22 protein-coding genes and 1 tRNA gene are annotated in these 20851 nt (G+C 67.3%); 10 read left to right on the top strand and 13 right to left on the bottom strand.

Features of this window, described 5'->3' with window-relative positions; translation table 11 throughout:
* The first annotated feature begins 297 nt into the window (after nt 1-297).
* The 3 genes from AC07NF_RS17100 (at nt 298) to AC07NF_RS17090 (ending at nt 5637) form a co-directional block, all read left to right on the top strand.
* Complete coding sequence (locus tag AC07NF_RS17100; protein ID WP_494628832.1) at nt 298-3174, top strand: TonB-dependent receptor; 2877 nt, start codon at nt 298-300, stop codon at nt 3172-3174.
* A 119-nt stretch (nt 3175-3293) separates the two neighbouring features.
* Nucleotides 3294-3635 (top strand): EF-hand domain-containing protein, encoded by a 342-nt coding sequence (locus AC07NF_RS17095; protein ID WP_494628833.1) that lies wholly within the window; start codon nt 3294-3296, stop codon nt 3633-3635.
* Nucleotides 3636-3798: 163 nt separating this feature from the next.
* On the top strand, nt 3799-5637 hold the full coding sequence (locus tag AC07NF_RS17090) for a glycoside hydrolase family 9 protein (protein WP_494628834.1): 1839 nt from the start codon (nt 3799-3801) through the stop codon (nt 5635-5637).
* On the opposite strand, the gene AC07NF_RS17085 is transcribed toward AC07NF_RS17090, so the two are convergent.
* Nucleotides 5634-6086, bottom strand: a complete 453-nt coding sequence (locus tag AC07NF_RS17085; protein ID WP_494628835.1) for a winged helix-turn-helix domain-containing protein — start codon at nt 6084-6086, stop codon at nt 5634-5636. The genes AC07NF_RS17090 and AC07NF_RS17085 overlap by 4 nt on opposite strands.
* A 171-nt stretch (nt 6087-6257) precedes the next feature.
* On the opposite strand from AC07NF_RS17085, the gene AC07NF_RS17080 reads away from it, so the two are divergent.
* Nucleotides 6258-6332 (top strand) — tRNA-Gly (locus tag AC07NF_RS17080).
* Nucleotides 6333-6412: 80 nt separating this feature from the next.
* On the top strand, nt 6413-6997 hold the full coding sequence (locus AC07NF_RS17075; protein ID WP_494628836.1) for an HD domain-containing protein: 585 nt from the start codon (nt 6413-6415) through the stop codon (nt 6995-6997).
* A gap of 125 nt (nt 6998-7122) precedes the next feature.
* Here the strand turns inward: AC07NF_RS17075 and AC07NF_RS17070 are convergent, their stop codons facing one another.
* From AC07NF_RS17070 to AC07NF_RS17030, 9 genes are all read right to left on the bottom strand, one after another.
* Entirely contained in the window at nt 7123-8001 is an 879-nt protein-coding gene (locus AC07NF_RS17070) for a TraB/GumN family protein (protein WP_494628837.1), read from the bottom strand.
* A 65-nt stretch (nt 8002-8066) separates the two neighbouring features.
* The gene (locus tag AC07NF_RS17065; protein ID WP_494628838.1) at nt 8067-8951 is read right to left on the bottom strand and encodes an alpha/beta fold hydrolase; all 885 of its coding nucleotides are present in this window, start codon (nt 8949-8951) and stop codon (nt 8067-8069) included.
* 89 nt (nt 8952-9040) lie between these two features.
* A complete protein-coding gene (locus AC07NF_RS17060; protein ID WP_494628839.1) occupies nt 9041-9709 on the bottom strand; it encodes a hypothetical protein in 669 nt (222 codons plus the stop codon).
* A gap of 4 nt (nt 9710-9713) precedes the next feature.
* Nucleotides 9714-9908, bottom strand: a complete 195-nt coding sequence (locus AC07NF_RS17055) for a helix-turn-helix transcriptional regulator (RefSeq protein ID WP_291872351.1) — start codon at nt 9906-9908, stop codon at nt 9714-9716.
* The gene (locus tag AC07NF_RS17050; protein ID WP_494628840.1) at nt 9905-10306 is read right to left on the bottom strand and encodes a hypothetical protein; all 402 of its coding nucleotides are present in this window, start codon (nt 10304-10306) and stop codon (nt 9905-9907) included. The genes AC07NF_RS17055 and AC07NF_RS17050 overlap by 4 nt, the downstream gene beginning before the upstream one ends.
* Nucleotides 10307-10317: 11 nt before the next feature.
* Entirely contained in the window at nt 10318-10758 is a 441-nt protein-coding gene (locus AC07NF_RS17045) for a hypothetical protein (RefSeq protein WP_494628841.1), read from the bottom strand.
* 115 nt (nt 10759-10873) lie between these two features.
* Nucleotides 10874-11170 (bottom strand): hypothetical protein, encoded by a 297-nt coding sequence (locus AC07NF_RS17040; RefSeq protein WP_494628842.1) that lies wholly within the window; start codon nt 11168-11170, stop codon nt 10874-10876.
* A gap of 148 nt (nt 11171-11318) precedes the next feature.
* The gene (locus AC07NF_RS17035) at nt 11319-12194 is read right to left on the bottom strand and encodes a TraB/GumN family protein (RefSeq protein ID WP_494628843.1); all 876 of its coding nucleotides are present in this window, start codon (nt 12192-12194) and stop codon (nt 11319-11321) included.
* Between the two features lie 114 nt (nt 12195-12308).
* Complete coding sequence (locus AC07NF_RS17030; RefSeq protein WP_492812366.1) at nt 12309-13334, bottom strand: 2'-deoxycytidine 5'-triphosphate deaminase; 1026 nt, start codon at nt 13332-13334, stop codon at nt 12309-12311.
* A gap of 182 nt (nt 13335-13516) precedes the next feature.
* On the opposite strand from AC07NF_RS17030, the gene metZ reads away from it, so the two are divergent.
* From metZ to AC07NF_RS17005, 5 genes are all read left to right on the top strand, one after another.
* A complete protein-coding gene (gene metZ, locus AC07NF_RS17025) occupies nt 13517-14701 on the top strand; it encodes an O-succinylhomoserine sulfhydrylase (protein WP_494628844.1) in 1185 nt (394 codons plus the stop codon).
* Entirely contained in the window at nt 14682-15146 is a 465-nt protein-coding gene (gene apaG / locus AC07NF_RS17020; RefSeq protein WP_492812370.1) for a Co2+/Mg2+ efflux facilitator ApaG/CorD, read from the top strand. Before metZ ends, apaG begins: the two co-directional genes overlap by 20 nt.
* A gap of 219 nt (nt 15147-15365) precedes the next feature.
* Complete coding sequence (locus AC07NF_RS17015) at nt 15366-15701, top strand: helix-turn-helix domain-containing protein (RefSeq protein ID WP_492812372.1); 336 nt, start codon at nt 15366-15368, stop codon at nt 15699-15701.
* A 179-nt stretch (nt 15702-15880) separates the two neighbouring features.
* The gene (locus AC07NF_RS17010; RefSeq protein WP_492812373.1) at nt 15881-16531 is read left to right on the top strand and encodes a RhiA family protein; all 651 of its coding nucleotides are present in this window, start codon (nt 15881-15883) and stop codon (nt 16529-16531) included.
* 128 nt (nt 16532-16659) lie between these two features.
* Nucleotides 16660-17508 (top strand): DUF4347 domain-containing protein, encoded by an 849-nt coding sequence (locus AC07NF_RS17005; protein ID WP_492812374.1) that lies wholly within the window; start codon nt 16660-16662, stop codon nt 17506-17508.
* 45 nt (nt 17509-17553) lie between these two features.
* On the opposite strand, the gene AC07NF_RS17000 is transcribed toward AC07NF_RS17005, so the two are convergent.
* The 3 genes from AC07NF_RS17000 to argF form a co-directional block, all read right to left on the bottom strand.
* Nucleotides 17554-18471, bottom strand: a complete 918-nt coding sequence (locus AC07NF_RS17000; protein ID WP_492812376.1) for an Hsp33 family molecular chaperone — start codon at nt 18469-18471, stop codon at nt 17554-17556.
* Nucleotides 18472-18516: 45 nt separating this feature from the next.
* Nucleotides 18517-19767, bottom strand: a complete 1251-nt coding sequence (locus AC07NF_RS16995) for an SGNH/GDSL hydrolase family protein (RefSeq protein WP_494628845.1) — start codon at nt 19765-19767, stop codon at nt 18517-18519.
* A 119-nt stretch (nt 19768-19886) separates the two neighbouring features.
* Nucleotides 19887-20822, bottom strand: a complete 936-nt coding sequence (gene argF / locus AC07NF_RS16990) for an ornithine carbamoyltransferase (protein ID WP_494628846.1) — start codon at nt 20820-20822, stop codon at nt 19887-19889.
* Between the last annotated feature and the right edge of the window lie 29 nt (nt 20823-20851).

The raw sequence follows: 20851 nt of genomic DNA, 5'->3' as shown, positions 1-20851 counted from the left end.
CTCCCCCCCAACAGGGGAGGAGAGATGAAACTCGTCCACGCAGAACTCCTCCCTCCCCCCGCCCCGCTTGGGGGCGGACAGGCCTGCGCGAGCAGGTCAGGCGGTGGCCTGTGCTGAGCCAACCCTTGTTACGGCATCTTGCGACTCCGTCATTTGTCAGACATATATTATCTACGTTGTGAGATTTGATCCCGACATACGGGACTACGCAACGTAGAGAGCTGAACCGGGAAAACCGGGAGCCTCGGGTTGGAAACATCAGGGGTGCGGCGGGGCCGGCCCTGTCTGGAGGTCCTCATGTCGCCGTCCAAGTTGGGCTGGAAATCGAGCTGCTCGTTGCTGGCCCTGGCAATTGTCGGCGCAATGGCCGCCACCACCAGCGCTCAAGCGCAGGACACCACCGTCGAAGAGGTGGTCGTCACCGGCTTTCGCGAAAGCCTGAAGAGCGCCCTGAACGTCAAGCGCCAGTCCTCGGGCGTGGTCGACGCCATCAAGGCCGAAGACATCGCTGACTTCCCCGACGCCAACCTGGCCGAGTCCATCCAGCGGGTGCCGGGCGTGTCGATCACCCGCGTCGCCGGCGAAGGCCGGACCATCACCGTGCGCGGCCTGCCGCCGAACTTCACCCGCGTGCGCATTAACGGCATGGAAGCCCAGTCGACCAGCGGCGCCACCACCAGCGACCGGGGCGCCAACCTGGGCCGGGGCTTCGACTTCAACACCTTCGCCTCGGAGCTGTTCAGCGGCATCACGGTGCGCAAGAGCGCCCAGGCCGAGGTGATCGAGGGCTCGCTGGGGGCCACGGTCGACCTGGAGACCGCCCGCCCGCTGGACCAGAAGGGCCTGACCTTCGTGCTGGGCGCGGCTGGCAGCTATACCGACCTGGCCAAGAAGGTCGATCCGCGCTTCACCGCCGTGCTGGGCAACCGCTGGAGCGGCGCGTTCGGCGAATTCGGGGCCCAGGCCTCGCTGGCCTACAGCAAGCGTCGCTACTTGGAAGACCAGTGGGGCTCGGGCGGCTGGAACCCGGCCACGGTGGACGGCGGCTTCTGCACGCCCGTCGGTCGCCCTGTCCAGAACCCGGTCGATAACGCCGCCAACGGCACCGACGCCGCCAATTGCGCGACCGGCGTGCCGCGTCCGGCCGCCAATGACACCGTCTTCGACCAGGCCAACCGCTCGACGGTCTTCTTCCCCCGCCTGCCGCGCTACGGCCGCTTCCATCACAACCAGGAGCGCACCGGCGCGACCCTGGCCCTGCAATGGAAGCCGACCTCGCGCACCTCCCTCAGCTTCGACGCCCTGTATTCGAACTACGACGTCAAGCGCGAGGAGAACTGGCTGGAGGGCTTCTCGTTCGCCCGCGCCATCAGCCAGAACGGCAAGCCGCAGACGGCCGTCCGCGAGCTGATCCTGCGCAACGCCGGGACCAGCCACACGGCCGGCGTCAACCTGGGCCAGACGGTCTATGACGTCGACTTCGCCCGCTTCGACGGCGTCGACGTGCGCTCCGACACCCAGCACGACGAGTTCCAGAACGTCTTCCAGCAGTACACCCTGGCGGGCACGCACGAGCTGACCGACAAGATCACGGTCAGGGGCCTGATCGGCTACTCGAAGTCGGACTACGACCAGCCGATGACGACGACGATCATGTTCCAGCGGCCCAACACCAGCATGACGATCGACTTCCGCAAGGACCGCGACCAGCCGACCATCACCCACGGCTTCGACGTCACCGACGCCAGTCTCTACAGCTTCGCGGCCCCAAACGCCGAGGTGCGGCTGTCGCAGATCTTCACGACCAACATCTACAAGACCATCGACCTGAACCTGGCCTGGGCCGTCGACGACGCCCTGACCGTCAAGGTCGGCGGCCACTATGACGAGTTCTCGTTCGACACCTCGGCGTTCCAGCGGGCCAACAACTTCCTGGTGCCCAGCTTCACCTCGGCCGAGCTGAAGAACCTGACCAAGGTGGTCAGCGGCTTCGGCGGCCACGGCATCAATGCGGGGGTCTTCCCCAGCGCCTGGGCGACGATCGACTACGACAAGTTCGTCGGCAACCAGAACCTCTACAGCCAGACCGGCCTCTACACCCTGGTCAACAATTTCGGCGGCATCCGCCGGGTGGACGAAAAGGTGACCTCGGCCTTCATCCAGGCGGATCTGCGCACCGAGATCGGCGGCGTGCCCGTGCGCGGCGACGTCGGTTTCCGCTTCGCCCGCACCGAGCTGGAGTCGCGCGGCTACCAGATCGGCCTGACGCCGCAGCAGGTCACGGCCGATCATAGCTACAACGACGTCCTGCCCTCGCTGAACGTCGCCGTCGATGTCACCGACAACCTCATCCTGCGCTTCTCGGGCGCCAAGACCGTGTCGCGGCCGGACCTGGGCTTCCTGACGCCCGGCGGCAGCCTGAACCTGACCGGCACGCCGTCAATCACCTCGGGCAACCCGACCCTGGACCCGATCCGCGCCTGGACCGCCGATGTCGGCGCTGAGTGGTACTTTGCCCCCGGCGCCATCCTGGGCGTGGGCTTCTTCTACAAGGACATCGAGACCTATGTTCAGAACCAGTCCCAGCAGCTGACCTTCCGCCAGACCGGCCTGCCGCTGGCCCTGCTGGGCGCGTCGGGCGTCGATCCGGACAACACGCCGATCACCGTCACCCGGCCGCTGAACACCCCGGGCGGCCCACTGAAGGGCTTCGAGGTCAACTACCAGCAGGCCTTCACCTTCCTGCCGGGCTTCCTGAGCCACACCGGCGCGCTGGTGAACTACACCTATGTCGACAGCCAGATCGACTACTTCCTGGCGGCCGGCGGCATCACCACCAACGACCTGATCGGCCTGTCCAAGAACGCCTACAACGCCACGCTCTATTACGAGGACAGCAAGTTCAGCGCCCGCGTCTCGGCCTCGTACCGCGACAAGTCGGTCGTGGCCCTGCCGGCCAACAACCCGTTGCAGGACATCGAGGGCTACTCGCCCAACCTGACCTTCGACATGGCCGCCTCGTACCAGATCGGCGAGCACCTCAAGCTGTCGCTGGAGGGTCTGAACATCCTGGACCGCTTCAACCGGCAGTTCATCGACTCCGACCGCGACAGCACCTTCGTCTACACTCACACCGGGCGGCAGTTCAGCCTGGGGCTGCAGTACAAGTTCTAACCTGCGGAGGACGGGTCTACGGGCCCGTCCTTTCCCGCCCTTTTTCCGAAATAAGGCCGCAACAATCGAGGCCCATTTCAGCGATCCAGGGACTTAACCCCGGGAAGGAAACCCCCTCTATGAGCCGTAAGCTCATCGTCGCGCTCGGCGCGCTCTCCACCCTCGTGGCCGGCGCCGCCCTGGCTCAAGACGGCCCGCCTCCGGGCCCGCGCCAGATGCCGGCTCCGGAAGACGTCTTCAAGCGCTGGGACACCAACAGCGACGGCGTCGTCGACAAGGCCGAATGGACCGGCGCTGGCCGTCCGGAAGACCGCTTCGCCATGATCGACGCCGACAAGGACGGCAAGGTCACCCTGGCCGAGCTGAAGACCGCCTTCGAACAGATGCGCGCCCGCCGCGCTCAGCAGGGTGGCGGCCCGCCTCCCGGCCCGCCGCCGGAAGGCCCGCCGCCGCAGAACTAGGCGCGCCTGCCCGAGCCGCTTCGAACGCCGCCCGATGACCTCGGGCGGCGTTTTCGCGTCCGGACACAGAGATACCGGTAACAAAGATCGTGACAACGCTGTCGGCGCTCCGCTAGCTTCGCCGCCAAGGCGCGCAGGTCGATGCGCCACGGAGGAAGCGTTGATGACCCGCCTGGCCGCCCTGTCGTTTGCCTCGTTGCTGGTGCTGGCCGGCGCCGCCCGGGCTGAAGACGCCCCCCGCCCCATTCGCCTGAACCAGACCGGCTTGGAGGCTAACGGCCCCAAGCGCGCCGTGCTGGCTGATGCTTCCAAGAGCCCGCTGGACTGGACCCTGCTGGACGCTTCGGGCGCGACCGTCGCTTCGGGAAAGACCAAAGTGTTCGGCGACGACGCCGCTTCGGGCGAGCATGTCCACCAGATCGACTTCTCGGGCCTCCGCAAGGCTGGCGACGGCTATCGCCTGAAGGTCGGCGCGGCCGAGAGCCGTCCCTTCTCCCTGCGCGCCAGGCCCGACGGCAAGCTGACCAAGGCGGCCCTGTCGTTCTTTTACCAGCAGCGCGCCAGCGTTCCGATCGAGGCCCGCTTCGTCGAGCGGCCGGACCTGGCCCGTCCCGCCGGCCACGCCCCGGACAAGGCCACCTGCTTCGACCAGGCCGACGAACGCGGCCAGGTCTGGCCGGGCTGCGACTACACCCTGGACGCCAGCGACGGCTGGTACGACGCCGGGGACCACGGCAAGTATGTCGTCAATGGCGGCATCTCGGTCTGGACCCTGGTCAACGCCTATGAGCGCGCGGCCGTGCTCAAGCGCCCCGGCGCGCTGAAGGCCCTGGGCGACGGCTCCCAGGCTCTGCCCGAGAACGCCAACGGCGTGCCCGACATCTTGGATGAGGCCCGCTTCGAGCTGTCGTTCCTGCTGGCCATGCAGGTTCCGGACGGCAAGACCCTGCAGGTCCCGGTCGGCAAGCAGAAGCCCGTCGACGGCAAGCTGAAGCTGACCGCCATCGACGCCTCGGGCATGGCCCACCAGAAGATCGCCGACCGCTACTGGACCGGCCTGCCCACCGCGCCGGCCGACGACAAGCAGGTGCGGTATCTCTACTACCCGACCACGGGCGCGACCCTGAACCTGGTCGCCGTCGCCGCCCAGGCCGCGCGGGTCTGGAAGACCATCGACCCGGCGTTCTCGGCCCGCTGCCTGGAAGCCGCCCGACGCGCCTTCGCCGCCGCCTTGCGCCATCCCGACATCTACCAGCTGGGTCCGTTCACCGGCTCGGGCGGCTATGGAGACGGCGACCTGACCGACGAGCTCTACTGGGCCGCCGCCGAGCTCTACGCCACGACGGGTGACGCGAACGCCGAGAAGGCTCTGCGCGCCTCGCCGCTGTTCCTGGCGACCAGCGACATCAGCTGGGGTTCGGTCAGCGCCCTGGGCACGATCACCCTGGCGCTCGCGCCCAACGGCTTGAAGCCCGCCGAGATCGCTCAGGCTCGCGCCAGCCTGACGGCCGCCGCCGGCCGCTACCTGTCGGACGACCTCGGCCAGGGCTACGGCCTGCCTTATGCCGCGCCGGGCTATCCGTGGGGCTCGAACAGCTCAGTGCTGAACCGCGCCGTGGTGCTGGGCCTGGCCTACGATTTCACGGGCGAAATCGCCTATCGCTACGGCGCGGTCGACGCCATGGACTACGTCCTGGGCCGCAATCCGCTGGACCGCTCGTACGTCACCGGCTTCGGCGCGCGGGCGATGCGGAACCCGCACCACCGCTTCTGGGCCAAGCAGGCCAATGCCGCCTACCCCGCCCCGCCGGCCGGCGTGGTCTCGGGCGGTCCCAACTCGACCAGCATGGGCGACGACGTGGCCAAGACCATGAAAGGCCAGTGCAAGCCCCAGACCTGTTGGACCGACGACTACCGCGCCTTCACCCAGAACGAGGTGGCGATCAACTGGAACGCCCCGCTGGTCTGGGCCTCGGTGTTCCTGGACGATACTGCCCGCTAGCGCTCGGCGACGGCGCGCGGCGGGTCGTCGTCCTGCGCCCAGGCATAGGCGCCGACGCTGGCGGCTCCGCCCACGGCGATGGCCAGCATCGCGCCGACCGCCACCCAGCTGGGCCCAAGGCTCCAGCGCTGAGCCGGCGGCGTGCTGTCGGGGGCCGCTTCATAGATCCAGCGATAGCCGATCGCCGGCACGGTCTCGATGAAGCGCGGCGCCTGGTCGTCGTCGCCCAAGGCCTTGCGCAGGTCGGCAACCGCCCGGTTCAGGGCGACATGCGAGCCCTGGTCGGGGCTCCAGACGGTCTCGATCAGGTGGTCGCGCGAGGCGGTCAGGCCGGGCCGTTCAGCCAGGGTCATCAGCAGGTCGAAGGTCCGAGGCTCCAGGCAGCTGGCTCCACCCGGCGCCCGCACGCGGCGGGTTTCGACATCGATGGTGACGTCGCCAAACGCCATGCGAGGGGTTTCCGTCTGAACTGGCACGCGACGATCGACTCCCATGACTTTGCGGCCGGCATCAGGGGAGCACTCTGCGGCGCAATTAGGTCCTTGCCTTACCAAAAGGCACAACGCTCCAACCGCTGCTTGAGTACCGCGGCGAGCCGGGCTAAACGGAGCGTCCCTTTGGCGGGCGTAGTTCAGAGGTAGAACGTCAGCTTCCCAAGCTGAATGTCGGGGGTTCGATTCCCCCCGCCCGCTCCAAGGCCCCTCCCCACACCGCGTTGACCTCAGCCCTCATCGAGCGCACGATCACTTCAAACAGACGTTTGGGGAGAAACGTGATGGCCGACGGCGAGGATCATCCGCGCGCCAAATTCCACGCGATGACCGACGGCACGCCTGAGGACTGGGGCATCATCGCCGGCGCATCGGTGGAGTTCGGGCGCGAGCTGCCGATCCGGCTGATCGCCCACCTGAACCTTTTGAAGGGCGACTGCGGTGGCTTCGCCATCGACCGCCTGGACCACAGCCTGCAGACCGCCACCCGCGCCCACCAGGCCGGCGAGGACGAAGAGTACGTGGTCTGCGCCCTGCTGCACGACATCGGCGACATCCTGGGTCCGCGCAATCACGCCGACATCGCCGCCGCCATCCTCCAGCCCTTCGTGTCGGAGCGGAACCACTGGATGGTGGCCCACCACGCGATCTTCCAGGGCTACTACTTCTTCCACCACCTGGGCCTGGACCGTGACATGCGCGACCAGTTCCGCGGCCACCCGGACTTCGAACACACGGCCAAGTTCTGCCATGTGTACGACCAGGAGGCCTTCGACCCGAACTTCAAGTCGATGCCCCTGGAAGCGTTCGAACCCATGCTGCAGCGGGTGATGAGCGTGCCGAAACGCTCGATCTACCTGCGGGCGTGATGCTCCCCCGCGATGCGGGGGAGCTGTCGCGGAGCGACTGAGGGGGCTGACGCGCCTTATGCCCAGCTTGCCCCCTCCGGCCCTCCGGGCCACCTCCCCCGCGTCGCGGGGGAGGATCTAAAAGCCTACTCCACCCGCTCGGCCTTGATACCCAACTTGGCCAGTTGCGCCTGCACGCTCTCCGGCCCCACCAGGTGGCCCGAGCCGACGGCGACGAAGCTGACGCCCGAGCCGGCCAGCTTGGTCTTCAGCTGCCTGGCCCAGTCCTCGTTGCGCTTGGTCAGCAGCAGGTCGTAGAGCTCAGGATACTTGCCTTTCATCTCCGAGACGAACTCGGCCTCCAGCGCGCTGGTGTCGCCGGCGGCCCAGGCCGCGACCATCTTGTCGATCTTGCCCACGCCCTCGTCGACGTCATCCAGGGTGACGCTGAGGAAGTCAGCCTCGGTCTTGGCCGGCAGGTCGGCGAAGAAGCGGATCTGCTGATCGGGCGTCTCGAAGGCCTTCTCGGGTTTGCCAGCGGCGCGGACCTCCTTGGCCAACACGAACTCGACGCCGCTCTTGGGGTCGTAGCCGGCCTTGATCACCGGGATCATCGACAGCGTCACCGCCGCCAGCCACGGGCGCATCATGTTCACGGCCTGAGGCGGAATACCGCTGGCCTGGGCCAGGTCGCTGGCCTTCTTGAACTTGTCGGGCGCGATCTTGCCCGACAGCGGATTGGCCGGGTCCATGCCGTACTTCATGACCAGCGGCTGCATCACCGCCGGGTCGTCCGAGCCGACGATCTCCAGGGTCAGGTCGCCGCTGTCGGCCAGGGCCTTGTCGATCTTGGCCGAGCGCCATTTCGTGTCGGGCTTCAGCACGTGGATCGTGCCGAACAGATAGATGGTCGAGTCCTTGTCCTTGATGGCCCACAGGGCGGGTTCGGCCAGGGCGGAGCCGGCGAAGCCCAGCACGGCGACCGACACGAGACCTGCCGCGGCGCGGCGCAGATGACGAAGCATGAAAATCCCCGAATGACTTGAGGTTGAGAATTGGGCGGCTTGCGCGTCGGCGCAAGGACGATTGGCTATTTGAGGAAAGTCTCGACCGCCGTGGCGAAGGCCTGGGGCTGGTCCAGCATGATGAAGTGGCGGGCGTCGTCGATCCGCTTCAGCGTCACGCCCGGCAGGGCCGCGTAGGCGTCGGCATAGGTCTTGTCGATCGCCGCCGTCGGCGCGCCCATCGCCGGGTCGTATGGATAGAGCAGCGTCACCGGCGTCTTGATCGCCGCCAGCTCGCCGCGGGCGTCGGTGGTCAGGAGGTCATACATGGCGCGGCCGACGACCGACTGCGACGAGGCGACCGACCAGGCCAGGACCAGCTTCTGACCGTCCGGCGACTTGACGAAGCGCGGCGCGGTCATGGCCTGCTGACTGGCGAAGGCCTCGGGGCTCATGGCGGTGACGCCGTCTCGCATGGCCGCGGCCTGCGGCTTGACGGTCTCGACCGTGGCGGCCGGCGAGAACAGAACCGCGAAGAACGGCAGGCTGTCGACGACCATCAGCCGGCTGACGTCCTCAGGGTGGCGGCGCGCCAGCAGCAGGCCCGTGAAACCGCCCATCGAGTGACCGATCACGGCCGGCGCCTTCAGGTGGTTGGCCTTGATGTAGCCGTCGACGGCCTCGACCAGCGGGTCGACCACCGGCCCTTCGGCATTGCCGCCGACCGGCGCGCCGGCGAAGCCCGCCACCTGGACGACGTGGACACGGTGCGAGGTCGACAGCTGCTTGACGGTGGCGTCCCAGACCGCGCCGGACGAGGCCAGGCCGGGGATCAGGACGACGTCAGGACCCTTGCCTGTGACGGTGACCGTCATCCGGTCAGCGGCGTGGGCATGGTTGCCGCCGAACACGCCCAGGGCGGCCAGGATGGCGAAGGCGATGACGAACAGGTGGAAGCGTTTGCGCAGCATGGATCTTTCTCCCCCATAGGGACGTGCGGAAGGCTTCGGCGTTTTCAGGACGCCGATGGAGCGGGACGCTTTGTTGGATACTGTTTGGTCTAGGCGGCCAGGCCGCGACGCCAAGTGACGGCGAAGGCGATCAGCAGGTAGACGGCCATCATCACGGGCACGGCGTCCCACAGGGTCATGACCGGCAGCAGGCCCAGCTTCCCGCCGGCCGCCCACAGGAACATCGCGCCCTGCAGGACCATGAAGCACAGTGCGCCGACTTCGGTCATGGCCTGCCGCATCAGCTCGTCGCTGCGGATCCAGACCGAGATGTTCATGGCGGTCTGCAGCAGGAACAGCGCGATCAGGCCGATCATGGCGGCCGAGCCGACGAGCGCCGGAACCGTCTCGAAGGCGGTGCGGATCGCCACAGGCGTGACGATCATGACGCCGGCCAGCAGCAGCACGACGCCGTTCTGGGCGTAGAAGAACACCTGGGCCGGCGTCGCGGGGCGACCGCGCTCGGGATCCAGCTGCCGGCCTAGCGCCTTGCGGCTGGCGCAGACGGCCAGGACGCCCATGCCGATGCCGACCATGAACAGGCCCAGCAGCGCGGCCATCAGATCTGGCCAAGCAGGGTTCCACTCCCCGAAGTCCGTCCAGCTGCTCAGCCAACGACCGAACAGATAGCCAAGCGGCGCGGCGGCGATACCGTACACCAGGCCTCGCACCAGGCGGTTGGACTGATAGGCCTTGGAAAATTGCGACACGAGGGTCATGGCTTTAGGCCTCGTCCTGGAAGATGGTTTCGATGGGTTGCCCGAACAGCCGGGCGATCTTGAAGGCCAGCGGCAGGCTGGGATCGTACTTGCCGGTCTCCAGCGCGTTGATCGTCTGCCGCGAGACCTGCAGCGCCTCGGCCAGGTCCGCCTGGCTCCAGTCGCGCTCGGCCCGCAACACCTTGAGGCGGTTCTTCACTGGTAGCGCCTCCGGATGAAGGGCTGGGCCAGGCCGAACGCCCCGCAGAACACCGCGAAGATCAGGTACAGCGGGAAGTGCGGGAGCACGCCGACGTTCTCCAGGAAGCCCCAGGCGGTGGACAGTGACAGGGTGATCCCGATCCCCCACAGCATGGACTGCACCAGGATGGCGCGCTGGAACTCGTCGGTCTCCTCCACCAAGTACAGGCCCATGGCGGCGATCACCCCCATGACCGGGATGGCCGGCGCCACGCCCAGCAGCCACAGCAGCGCCCCCTTGGGGTTGTGGTTCTCGATGAACCAGAGCGAGGCGAACAGGACGACGACGTAGCCGGTCATGGCCGGAACGAAGCGGCGCAGGTAGTTGCGGGCGGCGGGAGTCTGGCAGTTGCGCATGATCCCCTCCCTCAGCGCTGACGGACCAGCCACCAGCCGGCCCAGGCCAGGCCGTAGCCGATGGCTTGGGCGATCAGCAGCCCGGCCATGCCCAGGATCAGCCAGCCGGCTGGCTTGAGGTCGCCGTACATCGCCGTGAGCCAGGCCGAGTCCGTGACCGCGCCGATCATCAGGGCCACGGCCGCGCCGGCCATGCCGCCCCAGAACCAGGCGAACTTGTGCGCCTCGCGGGCGGCCTCGTCGATCATGCGCCAGTAGATCGCCGTCAGCCCGGCCATCACGATCATCAAGATGACCGTCCCGACCGCGATCACGGGCATCGGGATCTGGATTTCCAGACGGTTCGCCAGCGCGCCGCCAGCCCCGACCAGGGCGCCGAAGACCCCGCAACCGACCAGGATCCGCTGAGCGATCTCCTCCCGGCTGGCCTTACGCGCTTCGATCTTTTCCATGACAAGCCACCCCGTCTAAATGACAAGGACATTTGTCATTCCCGAGCACGCCATGTCAAGCGTGGTTGTCATTTTGTCAGGCAGTATCGACTAAAGGACGGAGAAGCTTGACGTTTCAGGCGGCCTTGCGGCCCAGGAACGGGTCGACCGACAGCGACTCGCCGGTGACGGCGCGCCAGTGGACGGCCTCCAGGCGCTTGAGGGCGCGGCCCAGCATGCCGGGGCGCGGACGGCTGACAACTTCCCAGCCATAACGCGAGAAACGGTCGCCGAAATCGGACCAGCGGATGACCCGCCCTTCGGCGTCCTGACGCCAGACGGCCTTGTCGCAGCCGGGGATACGCGCACACCGCTCCCAGGCCTCGACGCGGCCTTGCAGGATCAGGAACGGGTCTTGAGCAGTACGGGCCAAGGGGGCCTCCGTAGACTTTCCGCATCCTCCGCGTCGAAGCGAGACTGAGTCGCGCCCCGAGAGGACAAGGGCTAGAATTTGTGTAATCGCACCGACTGTCCACCAGATGTGGTGCGGCGGGTTGCCGCGCGACAGGCGCTGCGACAGCTCATTGGATCCTTCGAACGCTGTAGCCGCGGGCCTTCATCAGGGCCGGAAGCCCCTCGCCGCCCGCCATGTGCAGGGCGCCGACGACGACTAGGTCCGTGCCCCGCCCCTGCCGCATCTCGGCGTCCAGACGGTCGGCCCAGGCCAGGTTGCGGCGCTTGAGCAGGGCGTCGTAGAGCGCCGGGCGACCCGTCTTCATGCGATCGACCAGGCGGCTGCCCAGCCGATTCATGTCGCCGCTCAGCCAGGCGCGCTCCAGGGCGACGCCATCGCGCGGCGGGGTCAACTGCTCGCGGGCGACATCGTCCAGGTAGTCGAGCTCGGCCTGCTCGGGCAGGTCGGCGAAGATGCGCAGCTGCTGTTCGAAGGTCTCGAAGGTGGCGATCGGCTTGTCGGCCGTCTTGGCGCGCTGAGTGGTGGCGGAGTCGACGCCGCTGGCCACCGCCCCGCCCTCGCGGGTCATCGGCGCGACCGACAGCATCATCGCCGCCGCCCAGGGCCGCAGACGCTCGACACGCTCCAGCGGCACGCCGTCACGATCCAGCACCGGCCGCAGCGTGGCCAGGGCCGTCGGGGAGAGCTTCTGGGTCAGGGAGCGGTCCGCGTCGACGCCGTAGCGATCGAGCAGAACCTTCACCTCGCTGGACGGCAGATCCGCGCGCGTCTCGAACCAGACGCGGTCGGCGACGGCATAGGCGTGGTCGAAGGCCCGGGTGCGCCAGCGCACGTCGGGATGCAGCACATGCATCGAACCGAACAGATAGACGACGGAGTCCTTGTCGCGGACTTCCCACATCGCCGGAGCGGCGCTGGCCGCGCCAGCTCCCGCCATCCAGACGAGACCCGCCGCGATCGCCCCGCGCGACAGACGCCTCAATACGCCACTGAACATCTCTTCAAGGCCCGACCGAAACTAGGCCCCGAGATAAGCGCGACTCTGGTCAGCCGTTAGTGAACGGCCGCCGCGACATAACGACTCAGCTTGGCCCGATCAGCGCCAGGCTTTGAAATGCTTGGACAACTTCAGACCCTGGCGCTGGTAGTGCGACCCACCTTCGCCGTACAACCGCGCCGGTCGCGAGGTCAGGGGTTCATAGACCAGCCGCGCCACGGTCTGGCCGTCCTCCAGCAAGAACGGCGTCTCGTGGCTGCGCACTTCCAGCACCCCCTTGGAGCCGACGGCGGCGGCTTCCTCGGTGCCGAAGCCCGGGTCGAAGAAGCCGGCATAGTGGACGCGGAACTCGCCGACCGACGGATCGATCGGGGTCATTTCGGCCGCTTCCATCACCGGGATCTCGATGTCGTCCTTGGAGGCCAGGATGTAGAACTCGCCCGGATCCAGCAGCAGCTCGCCGTGGCGGGCCTCCAGCGGCTCCCAGTAGTCGCGCGGGTCGTGGCCGTCCTCGTGGTCCAGGTCGACGACGCCGGCGTGGCGACGGCCGCGGAAGCCGACGATGCCCGTGTCGGACGTCAGGTCGACGCCCACGCTGCGGGTGGCCAGCTTGGCCGGCTCGCCGCGCTTGAGGCGCAGCTGGTTCAGGCGCGTGCCGGCCCGGACCAGCACCGAGAAGGTCTGCGGCGCAATCTCGATATAGAGCGGCCCGGTATAGCCGGCGTCGACATCGTCGAAGGCGCGGCTGTGATCGGTCAGCAGGCGGACGAACACATCCACCCGGCCCGTCGAGCTCTTGGGGTTGCCGCGCGCGGACACCGTCATCGGCAGGGCCAGGCGCTCCTGGATCTCGGCGATGTAGACGCAACCCTTCTCCAGCACCGCGCCCTTGGTTAAATCGAGCTCGTGCATGGCCACGTCTTTGAGGCGATCAGGCACCTTGCGATGCAGGCCCGGCAGGAACGAGGCGCGGACCCGCCAGGCGCGCGCGCCCAGGCGCAGGTCCAGGCTGGCGGGCTGCACCTGATCGACGTCGAACGGCGTGGCCGAGGTGATCGCCTCTTCAGCGATCAGGTTTTCGATATTTTGGCAGGGCAGAATCCCTGCGGCGTGGGCGTCGGTCATCGGCGCGACACTCGCCAAACCTCGCCCCAAAGGCAAGGTAAGAGAGACGCAAGCTCGCCCGTGACAATGTGTTTTTCGCCCGTGACAATTCTCCGGTCGCGGATGGGGCGTTGGCGCTTGACCAAGACCCCCTCGCCGCTCCTTATGCCGGCGGTTTTTACGCGTGAGATGAGGCAAGGCCCGTGGCCGAGGATCCAAAAGACTGGGACGTCGCGACGAAGCTCATTCGTGGGGGCATTGCGCGTTCGCAGTTCATGGAGACCGCCGAGGCGCTCTATCTGACGCAAGGCTTCACCTATGACAGCGCCGAGGGCGCCGACCGCCGGTTCGCCGGCGAGGACCCCGGCTTCGTCTATTCGCGGTTCAACAATCCGACCGTGAAAATGTTCGAGGACCGCCTGGCCCTGCTGGAAGGCGCGGAAGTCTGCCGCGCCCAGGCGACCGGCATGGCCTCGATCCACGCCGCCCTGATGGGCCTGGTCCGCGCCGGCGACCACGTGGTGGCCGGCCGCGCCCTGTTCGGCTCGTGCCGCTGGATCGTGTCGGAGTGGCTGCCGCGCTTCGGCGTCGAGACCACCTTCGTCGACGCCACCGACATCCGCGAATGGGAAGCGGCGATCCGCCCCAACACCAAGGCGGTGCTGATCGAGACGCCCTCGAATCCGGTACTCGAAATCACCGACATCCGCGCGGTGTCGGAGCTGGCCCACGCGGTCGGCGCCAAGGTCATTGTCGACAACGTCTTCGCCACCCCGATCTTCCAGAAGCCGCTGGAGCTGGGCGCCGACGTGGTCGTCTACTCGGCCACCAAGCACATCGACGGCCAGGGCCGCGTGCTGGGCGGGGCCATCCTGACCAGCGAGGCGATCAACGAGGAATTCTACCGCGACAGCCTGCGCCACACCGGCCCGTCGCTGTCGCCGTTCAACGCCTGGGTCATGGTCAAGGGCCTGGAGACGCTGGACCTGCGCGTCCGCCGCCAGACCGACAGCGCTTTTGCCCTGGCCAACACCATGGCCGAGCACAAGAAGGTGCAGAAGGTGCTCTACCCCTTCCGCCACGACCATCCGGGCCACAACGTCGCCAAGTCGCAGATGACCGGCGGCGGCACCGTGATCGCCCTGGACCTGGGCTCGCGCGAAGCGGCCTTCAAGTTCCTGAATGCCCTGGAGATCGTCGACATCTCCAACAACCTGGGCGACGCGAAATCCATGGCGACCCATCCGCCCACCACCACGCACCGCTCGGTGCCCGAGGAGCAACGCCCGTCGCTGGGCGTTACCGAAGGCGGCGTGCGCCTGTCGGTGGGCCTGGAAGGCGTCGAAGACCTCAAGCGGGATGTGATCCGTGCGCTCGATCAGGCGTGAAACTTCTCCCCCGATGCAGCGCATGCGTCGGCGTCGCGGCCAAGATGGCGCGGCCTATGAAGCGCGCACGCGCGACATCGTCGTGCGTGTATTCCCGATCTACGCGGCCGAGGAATCCTCGCCCGAGCAGGGCCTGTATCTCTGGTCCTACACGGTCGAGATCGAGAACCATGGCCAGGAGACCGTGACCCTGGTCTCGCGCCGCTGGACAATCATCGACGCCTTCAACCGCGTGAACGACGTCGAGGGCTCGGGCGTGGTCGGCGAGCAGCCGGAGCTGAAGCCTCGCGAGGCCTTCCGCTACGTCTCCAACTGCCCCCTGCCCACCCCGTCGGGCGCGATGAAGGGCAGCTACGCCATGGTCACCGACGAGGGCGAACTGTTCGACGTCGAGATCCCGGAATTCTCGCTGCACCTGCCCGGCGCCGCGGCGAAGCTGAACTAGGCGCGGCGCTTTCAGCATACAGCTGACGCCGCCTTCCCGAACCGTCCGTAACCCAACTTTCCCGCAGAGAAATTCGCGCATTCCGCGATTCCGCGAGCGCGCCTTGAAATACAACCATAAGACAAACACATAACAAATACCGACTACGGTTGTTTCGAGACTTTCTCTTCGGGGGTGGGCGCGGCTCAGTAAGGCCTCGCCCTTTCAGTGGGCCGAGTGATGGAGTCCAGGGGGGATCGGCTTAGCCACGCCATCAAGGGTCGCGGCGTCTCAAAGATGATGGCCCTGGCGTTGGATCTCGACGTGCACGAAAGCGCCATCAGCCGGTGGCGCAAGGGCGGACCCATGTCGCTGGAGAATGCCGCGCGCATATCCGAGGTGCTGGACATCTCCCTGGACTGGCTGGTGCTGGGCCGCGGCGAGATGGACGCCCACACGGCCGAAAGCCTGGCCGTCGAGGAATTCGAGCTCGTCCAGATCGTCCGCAAGCTGCGGCGCACGGCCCTCGTTCACCTGCTGGCCCTGCTGGACGACATGACCCAGCCGCCGACTTGAGCTCAGTACAAGTTTAGCGCCCCGCGTTTGAACACCACGCAAGTCGCTCGATCTATTTTCTAAGATCGACTTGGAACAGAATTAATCATCGAAGAGATCGCCAATACCAAACACACAAAAAATGGTCAGGCGAAAAACGTCTCTCGATTTATCGACCAATACAAACCGGAGATCAAACAATGGCCATCTACACCATTCAAGTCTGGAACCAGTCCAAGTTCCCCAAGAGCTACGTCGCCTTCATGCAGAGCCCGGTCGTCACGGGCCGCGGCGGCGATCCGGACATCTACGCCAACGCCTGGGCCACCTTTCCCAGCCTGCTGAACGGCGGCTTCGACTCCATCACCTACGAAGACGTCACCTACGCCTACTGGGGCACCGCCCCGCGTGAACTGGCGCCGAACACCTCGGTCGTCTGGGGCGGCGTGGCGCAGGTCAACACGGCCACCCGCGACACCATCGCCTTCGACGGTTCGGACTCCCTGGGCTTCGAGGCGGTGCAGAAGGGCGGCGCCATGACCGGCTCGTACCAGATCACCGCCACCACGGACTTCACCGCCGACAACAACTACGTCTTCGGCCTGGCCCGTCCGGGCAAGACGCCGCTGCCGACCCCGGTCGCGACGTTCCTGGCCCAGCCGAACGACACGTTCAACATCACGCCCGTCGAGAAGTTCTACGTGGCCGACGGCGTCTACACGCCCGGCGCCGTGATCGACGTGTCGATGACCTCCAGCGACTACGCGGAGATCGATTTCACCGGCAAGCCGCAAACCACCGCGACGGTTATCCAAGCCGCCGACGGCAGCTTCTCGGTCGTCTACAGCTAAGGCCGCCGCGCGCGGTGTGACCCCACCACACGCCGCCGCGCCCGCCCTGGGGGCGGGCGGACCGCCTTCCGCCGAGGCCGGTCCGCCCTGCCTTCCCACCCTCAATTCAATTTCTTTTGGAGGTCATCATGCCCGCCATGAATGCCCCACTGCCGGCCTGCGTCACGATCGACGCCAGCCCCGATCCCGTTCTTGAGGAAATCAGGGACAACAACCCCGACGCCCAGGAGAACGCCGGCACCCAATCCGCCGTCGCCAATCTCCTGTTCTGCGGCGGCCCGCTGACCAGCATCGTCGGCCATGGCGCCGAAGGAGACATCGACACCTACAAGGCGACCGGTGAGTGCATCACCCGTTACAATCAGGCCGCATGGGGGCCCGAACTCGCGCACCTGAACGGCCACGCCACGTCCCTGATCCTCTATGGCTGCTGCGTCGGCGGCGGCGTAAACGGCGCGGCCTTGCTGCTGGCGATCGCCACCACGATCAACGCGCCGGTCTCGGCGCCGACCGGCATGCTCTATCTGGACGGTCACGGGAACTTTACGCTGCAGGCTGGCGCCGTGTGGAATACGGTTCAGCCTCCGCCCCCAGCCGCCGCAGCAGCAGCGCCCGCCCAACCGCCAGCCCCGCCGCCCGCGCCTCCGCAGCTCCCGCCATCAACGATGTCGCTTCCCAACACCTTCGTCGACACGACCTACACGCCGGCTCTGGGCCGCGACCAGAACTCGACGATCTCGCGGGCCATCGCCACCGAGGTGAACTGGAAGACGCCGTTCACGCCACCGGGCGCTCCCCTGGCCAAGACGACGGGCAAGCTGAGGGTGGTTCTCAAGCCGCCCGGTGCGGCTGGCCTGCTGACCAAGACCTATCTCGTCCTGGCCGACCGGCTGCTGCAGGATGAGACGCAGCCGGAAATCTATTACGAGACGACCTCGAAATTCTACGATCTCGTCGTCTCGTTGAGGCAGAAATAGACGGCGCGCCGGCTGCCCCTTCGGCCCGCCGGCGCTTCTTCTACGTCAGGCCGAAGCGGCGGCCGGTGGGTCCAGCTTGTACACACGCGAGCAGTACTCGCAGGTCACGTGGATTTTGCCGTCGGGCTCGACCATGTCGGCCACTTCCTCGGCCGAGAACGAGTCCATCACCACGCCGATCCGCTCGTCCGAGCAGCGGCAGAAGGCGCGCAGCGGCTTTTCCTCCAGCAGGCGTACGCCGTCCTCGTTGAACAGTCGCCACAGCAGGGTCGGCGTCGTCACGGTCGGATCAATCAGCTCGTCCTCGCCCGTGGTCTCGAACAAAGCCTGCACGTGGGTCCAGGCGTCCTGGGTGTCGCCACGGGCCTGGTCGCCCGCGATGACCTGGATCAGGATGCCGCCGGCGCGCCACTTGGGACCCTCGCCCGTATCGACCTGGCCGACAGCCAGACGCACGCGGGTCGGGGTCTGCTCCGACTGGGCGAAGTACTGCTCAGCGCACAGGGCCAGGGTCTCGCCTTCGATTGGCGTGACGCCCTGATAGCGGTCCATGTCAGCGCCCTGGTCCAGGGTCATGATGAACACGCCGCCGCCCAGCAGGGTCTTGGCGCCCGGACGCGTGAAGCCTTCCGAAGCCTTGGCCACCTCTTCCGGGTCGAACCGGCAATAGCCGCGCAGGCCGCCGCTGGTGTCATAGTCGACCACGACATAGCGCACCGGGCCGTCGCCCTGGGCCTGGACGATCAGGCGACCTTCGAACTTCAGGCTCGAGCCGACCAGGGCCGCCAGCGCGCAGGCCTCGCCCAGCAGGTTGGCGACGGCTTCGGGATAGTCGTGACGGGTCAGCACCTCGTCCACGGCGGCGCCGAGACGGACCATGCGGCCGCGCACGGGCAGGCCTTCGATCTGGAACGCGGAAACGACGTCGTCGAGGACGCCGGGATTGGGAGCGATGTCGGTCATGGGGAGGCTAGATAGGGCCTCTTTCCAAAAAAGCGAGAGGAACCGCTATTTGACCCCGAACAGTCGCAGATCCACCGCCGCCGCCATGACCTTGTAGCCAGCGTCGCCGGGGTGCAGCCAGTCGCCGCTCTGATAGGTAGCGACCATCGTGTCGGGCTTGGCTGGATCGCGCACGGCGGCGTCGAAGTCGATCACGCCATCGAACGCGCCCGAGGTGCGGATCCAGGCGTTGACCGCCTGGCGGACGGCCTCGGTCTGGGGCGAGAAGCTGCGATAGCCGCCCTGCGGCGTCAGGGTCGCGCCATAGATCCTCAGGCCCTGGGCGTGGGCGCGCAGGATGATCTGCTTGTAGGCCCCGATCAGGTCGTCGGCATTGGCACGCTCGCCATACTGCGGATTGAAGGCGCGGTTGATGTCGTTGATGCCTTCCATCAGCACCACGTCGGTGGCGCCGGGCACCGAAAGGACGTCGCGGTCGAAGCGCGCCAGGGCGCTGGGGCCTGAACGCTCGCGCAGCACGCGGTTGCCGCTGATGCCGACATTGACCACCGCCGCGCGGCCAGCCAGGCGCACGGCCAGCTGGTCGGGCCAGGACTGGTAGGCGCCCGGCGTCGAGCCCGCGCCCTCGGTGATGGAGTCGCCCAGGGTGACGATCACCCGGCGCGGCTGGACGGAGGCGACCTCGACCCCGCTGACGATCGCGCCCAGGCGCAGCGGCCTGTCGCCGAAGCGGGCGGCCGTGGTGAAGTCGCCCTTCTCCGACAGGGTCTGCCTCAGGCTATGGCTCGGGAGCTTCGTCTCCTCGGGCAGGTACAGGCTGACGGCCAGTTCCTGCAGCGCCGCCACCGGCAGGTCGACGGGGTCGCTATAGAGCGGCGCGCCCGCATAAATGATCGCCTGGGCCTGGCCGCCGAAGGTCAGGGCCTTGCCCTCCCCGGCCGAGCCGTCGGCCTTGGCCGGCGCGACCACCGCCTTGCCGATGACGATCGGCGCGGCCCCGAACTCGTTGGAGAGCCGCACCCGCACCTTGGTCCCGGCCGCCGAGACCCGGACCAGCTGGCGAAGGGTGACGTCGGCGACGGTCGAGGGACCCGAAGCCAGAGGCGGCGGGGTCGCTTGCGTGGCTGGCGGCGCGGGAGCCGGCGCGGGCGCGGGATTGGGCGCGGAAGCCGGCGGTGGCGCATTCGGCGAGACGGGCGCGAAACCCCAGGCGCCCAGCCAGCGATCGGCGGCCAGGGCCTGGCTCGCCACAAGGCAAGCCGCCACACAGACGGCGGTGAAATGACGAGCCTTCATGATCCCTCCCGACTTCTTTGGAAGGGACCCTAGCCGAGGGAGGTCCGACGACACCCCACTTTTTAGTCTTGGTTTGGCGAGCCTGTTTATCCGTTTCGATGCTCGAAACGGACAGGCTCTTAGCCGATGGCCCCGAAAGCCCAGGCCAGCACGGACTTCTGGGCGTGGATGCGGTTCTCGGCCTCGTCCCAGACCAGCGAGCGCGGGCCGTCCAGGACGGCGTCGGTGACTTCCTCGCCCCGGTGAGCCGGCAGGCAGTGCAGGAAGACGCCGTTGCCGGCGGCCAGGTCCATCAGCTTGTCGTCGACCTGATAGGGCTCCAGCGCAGCCAGGCGCTCGTCATGGTCGGTGTCGCCCATCGAGACCCAGGTGTCGGCCACGACGACGTCAGCGCCCTTCACGGCTTCCTTGGCGTCCGTGCCCATGCTGACGCGGCCTTGCAGGCCTTCGGCGCGGGCCAGGTCGTGCAGGTCGGCGTGATAGACCGCCGGACAGGCGATCTTCAGCTCAAAGCCCAGCAGCGGGGCTGCGTGGATGAAGCTGGAGCAGACATTGTTGCCGTCGCCGACCCAAGCGATCGTCTTGCCGGCGATCGGGCCGCGATGCTCCTCGATGGTGAGGATGTCGGCCATGATCTGGCAGGGATGGCTCTTGTCGGTCAGGCCGTTGATCACCGGCACGGTCGAGACCTGGGCGAAGCGCTCGACGTCGGCGTGGCTGTTGGCGCGGATCATCACCGCGTCGACCATGCGCGACAGCACCTTGGCGGTGTCCTCGATGGTCTCGCCGCGGCCCAGCTGCATGTCGTTGGACGTCGAGATGATGGCGCTGCCGCCCAGCTGGCGCATGGCCGCGTCGAACGAGAAGCGGGTGCGGGTCGAGTTCTTCTGGAAGATCATCGACAGCACGCGGTCCTTGGCCGGCGCGTCGGCGTCGACCTTGCCCTGCGGCCAGCCCTTGCGGGCGGTCTTGCGGGCGTGGGCGTCGTCCAGCATCAGGCGCAGGGTCGCGCCGTCCAGCTTCCACAGGTCGATGAAGTGCCGGGGGGTGGTCATCTTGGCCATATCCCTAACGGTTCCGCCCG

This window comes from Caulobacter sp. GW821-FHT10A06, assembly GCF_059415805.1.
This window is presented reverse-complemented; position numbering and strand designations above follow the sequence as displayed.

What these genes read in the sequence shown, in the direction of transcription:
- AC07NF_RS17100 (WP_494628832.1), top strand. Translation starts at nt 298, where the DNA reads ATGTCGCCGTCCAAGTTGGGCTGGAAATCGAGCTGCTCGTTGCTGGCC.
- AC07NF_RS17095 (WP_494628833.1), top strand. Translation starts at nt 3,294, where the DNA reads ATGAGCCGTAAGCTCATCGTCGCGCTCGGCGCGCTCTCCACCCTCGTG.
- AC07NF_RS17090 (WP_494628834.1), top strand. Translation starts at nt 3,799, where the DNA reads ATGACCCGCCTGGCCGCCCTGTCGTTTGCCTCGTTGCTGGTGCTGGCC.
- AC07NF_RS17085 (WP_494628835.1), bottom strand. Translation starts at nt 6,086, where the DNA reads ATGGCGTTTGGCGACGTCACCATCGATGTCGAAACCCGCCGCGTGCGG.
- AC07NF_RS17075 (WP_494628836.1), top strand. Translation starts at nt 6,413, where the DNA reads ATGGCCGACGGCGAGGATCATCCGCGCGCCAAATTCCACGCGATGACC.
- AC07NF_RS17070 (WP_494628837.1), bottom strand. Translation starts at nt 8,001, where the DNA reads ATGCTTCGTCATCTGCGCCGCGCCGCGGCAGGTCTCGTGTCGGTCGCC.
- AC07NF_RS17065 (WP_494628838.1), bottom strand. Translation starts at nt 8,951, where the DNA reads ATGCTGCGCAAACGCTTCCACCTGTTCGTCATCGCCTTCGCCATCCTG.
- AC07NF_RS17060 (WP_494628839.1), bottom strand. Translation starts at nt 9,709, where the DNA reads ATGACCCTCGTGTCGCAATTTTCCAAGGCCTATCAGTCCAACCGCCTG.
- AC07NF_RS17050 (WP_494628840.1), bottom strand. Translation starts at nt 10,306, where the DNA reads ATGCGCAACTGCCAGACTCCCGCCGCCCGCAACTACCTGCGCCGCTTC.
- AC07NF_RS17045 (WP_494628841.1), bottom strand. Translation starts at nt 10,758, where the DNA reads ATGGAAAAGATCGAAGCGCGTAAGGCCAGCCGGGAGGAGATCGCTCAG.
- AC07NF_RS17030 (WP_492812366.1), bottom strand. Translation starts at nt 13,334, where the DNA reads ATGACCGACGCCCACGCCGCAGGGATTCTGCCCTGCCAAAATATCGAA.
- AC07NF_RS17015 (WP_492812372.1), top strand. Translation starts at nt 15,366, where the DNA reads ATGGAGTCCAGGGGGGATCGGCTTAGCCACGCCATCAAGGGTCGCGGC.
- AC07NF_RS17010 (WP_492812373.1), top strand. Translation starts at nt 15,881, where the DNA reads ATGGCCATCTACACCATTCAAGTCTGGAACCAGTCCAAGTTCCCCAAG.
- AC07NF_RS17005 (WP_492812374.1), top strand. Translation starts at nt 16,660, where the DNA reads ATGCCCGCCATGAATGCCCCACTGCCGGCCTGCGTCACGATCGACGCC.
- AC07NF_RS17000 (WP_492812376.1), bottom strand. Translation starts at nt 18,471, where the DNA reads ATGACCGACATCGCTCCCAATCCCGGCGTCCTCGACGACGTCGTTTCC.
- AC07NF_RS16995 (WP_494628845.1), bottom strand. Translation starts at nt 19,767, where the DNA reads ATGAAGGCTCGTCATTTCACCGCCGTCTGTGTGGCGGCTTGCCTTGTG.
- argF (WP_494628846.1), bottom strand. Translation starts at nt 20,822, where the DNA reads ATGACCACCCCCCGGCACTTCATCGACCTGTGGAAGCTGGACGGCGCG.